Genomic DNA, 2351 nt, shown 5'->3' on the forward strand with positions numbered 1-2351 from the left:
GTCACGTAATCCTGCATCTGCGGCTTATATGCGCGCCAGAGACCATCGAGCTTGCCGATGGGATCGTCATCGGCCCAGTCGACGCGCAGATCGACGAGCGGCCAGCTCTGCTCGCCAGCGATCTTCAGCGCCGCCGAATGCACCGGCCCCGCTTCGCCGCCCGCCGCGATCGCCGCATGCATCGCCGCGAGCAGGCGATCCGCGAGTTGACCCGATGCGTTCTCGAACGCGGGAATCATCGCGTCGATCACGTGAGTGCCCGCGAGCATGTTGCCCGCCGCAACGCATTGCCTGCCCGCGACCGCGTGATACGTGCCGAGCGCCTGCTTGCCGCTGAAGAACGCGGTGCGGCCTTGCGCATCAACCACCGTCACCTGCCGATACTCGCTCCATTCGTTCGCGGCCAACGCACGATCCAGCGCAGTGGCCGCATCGAGCTTCGCGCTTTCCATGTGATCGAGAATCCGCGGACCGAGCGCGGGCAGCGTGACATTCTGCGTCGCGACCACGCCGACGCCCGCGCGCACCCACGGACAGCGCGCGCCCACCGCGATGCTCGATGAACTGATCGCGATGCCGAGCTGCCCGGTCTGTTCACATCGTCCGACGATTGAAAAAGTCATGTGCGCTCCTTCATGTGCTTCAGGCGTTCGGCGGCGTCCATCCATCGGGAATGACGGCGATCACGTCGATCTCCATCAGCCATTCGGGTTGACCGAGCGCGACGACAGTAAGACCCGTCGAGATCGGAAACACGCCCTTCAGCCATTTGCCGACTTCGCGATAGACCGGCTCACGAAAGCGCACGTCGGTGAGATAGGTCGTCGTCTTGACGACGTGCGAAAGGTCGCTGCCCGCCTCTTCGAGCAATTGCTTCACGTTCTTCATCGCCTGCTCGGCCTGCGCGCGCGGATCGCCGAGCCCGACGAGATTGCCGTCGAAATCCGTGCCGATCTGACCGCGCACATAGACCGTGTTGCCCGCGCGCACGGCCTGGCAAAGATCGTTATCGAGCGACTGATTCGGGTACGTATCCTTCGTGTTGAACATGCGGATACGGGTATGCGTAGGTTGGCTCATCGAATGCACCTCGATACTGGATGGATTTGTGATTAGTTGACGCCCATCTCGCTGACCTTGTGGACACGCGATTCGTCCGGCGCGCGCTCGACGCTTTCGACGCGCGTCCCTTCCGGATGGCGTTGCGGCGCATCGTAATAAGCGAGGTATTTGCGCTGCGTGACGATGTGATCGGCGATATGTTTCGCGTCGTGCCACACGCCCCAGATGAATGCGGAGCCGCGGCGCGAGAGCCACGGCAGGCCGAGGAAATAGATGCCGGGTTCTTTTGCGACGCCGCGCTGATGTTTGGGTTTGCCTTTTTCGTCGAATGCATCGACTTGCAGCCAGGTGAAATCGACGGCATAACCTGTCGCCCAGACGATCGACGTGACGCCTGCCTTCGCGAGATCGAGTTCCAGCAGCGGATGAGTCATGCATTCCGGATCGGCGGGAATCATGCGTGCCTCGGGCTCCTCGGGAAGATCGAGACCGTTGCGTTGTGCATAGGCATCGGCTGCATCGAGCAATGACAGATAGTTCTCGTCGCCGCGCCGGATGTTATCCGCGAGATCGGCTTCGAACGTGACCACGGTATCGTCGAATGCTTTCGTCAGACCGACGAGCGTGATGCCTTGATGCGCGAGACGCCTGAAGTCCACCGTATGGCCGCCGCGCGCGCCGCTCACGGCGATCGTCACGTGCTCGCGGCCCGGCTTCATCACTTCCGCGTCCCATTCGCCGAGCACGCCGAGCCACCAGCAGAAATCGCGTCCGCGATAACCGCGCGGCGGACGATCATGTGCGCCGACCGACAGATACACGCGACGGCCCGCACGCTGCAATTCATCGGCGATCTGAACGCCCGACGATCCCGCGCCCACGACGAGCACGCCGCCTTCCGGCAATTGCCGCGGATTGCGATAGTCGGCGGAATGGATCTGCGTGAGATTCGCTGACTTTGGCGCGATCGGCGGAATCACGGGGCGCTGAAACGGACCCGTCGCGACGACGACGCGATTCGCTTCGATGGTTCCGTCTGATGTATCGACGGTGAAGCCCGGCCGTCCCGCATTGCGCACGACCCTTCTTACTTCGACGCCGGTGCGGATGGGCGCATCGAACTTCTTTGCATAGGCGACAAAGTAGTCGGCGACCTGATCCTTCGACGCGAAGCCATTGGGGTCGAAATCCGCGAACTCCAGATTAGGGAAACGATCGTGCCATGCGGGGCCGTTGGCGACGAGCGAGTCCCATCGCCCGGTACGCCAGCGCTCGGCGATGCGATCGCG

At 62.8% G+C, this 2351-nt stretch carries 3 protein-coding genes; all 3 read right to left on the reverse strand.

Features of this window, described 5'->3' with window-relative positions:
- Positions 1 to 623 (reverse strand): DUF1028 domain-containing protein (locus tag U4Y90_RS35860; RefSeq protein WP_321801868.1); only part of this gene is annotated, 623 nt, incomplete at its 3' end.
- A gap of 19 nt (positions 624 to 642) precedes the next feature.
- Complete coding sequence (locus U4Y90_RS35865) at positions 643 to 1080, reverse strand: RidA family protein (RefSeq protein WP_321801870.1); 438 nt, start codon at positions 1078 to 1080, stop codon at positions 643 to 645.
- A 32-nt stretch (positions 1081 to 1112) separates the two neighbouring features.
- On the reverse strand, positions 1113 to 2351 hold a 1239-nt coding region (locus tag U4Y90_RS35870; RefSeq protein WP_321801871.1), incomplete at its 5' end, for an NAD(P)/FAD-dependent oxidoreductase.

Origin of the sequence: Caballeronia sp. J97 (genome assembly GCF_905220305.1) — a bacterium.
Classification (GTDB): domain Bacteria; phylum Pseudomonadota; class Gammaproteobacteria; order Burkholderiales; family Burkholderiaceae; genus Caballeronia.

What these genes read in the sequence shown, in the direction of transcription:
- U4Y90_RS35865 (WP_321801870.1), bottom strand. Translation starts at nt 1,080, where the DNA reads ATGAGCCAACCTACGCATACCCGTATCCGCATGTTCAACACGAAGGAT.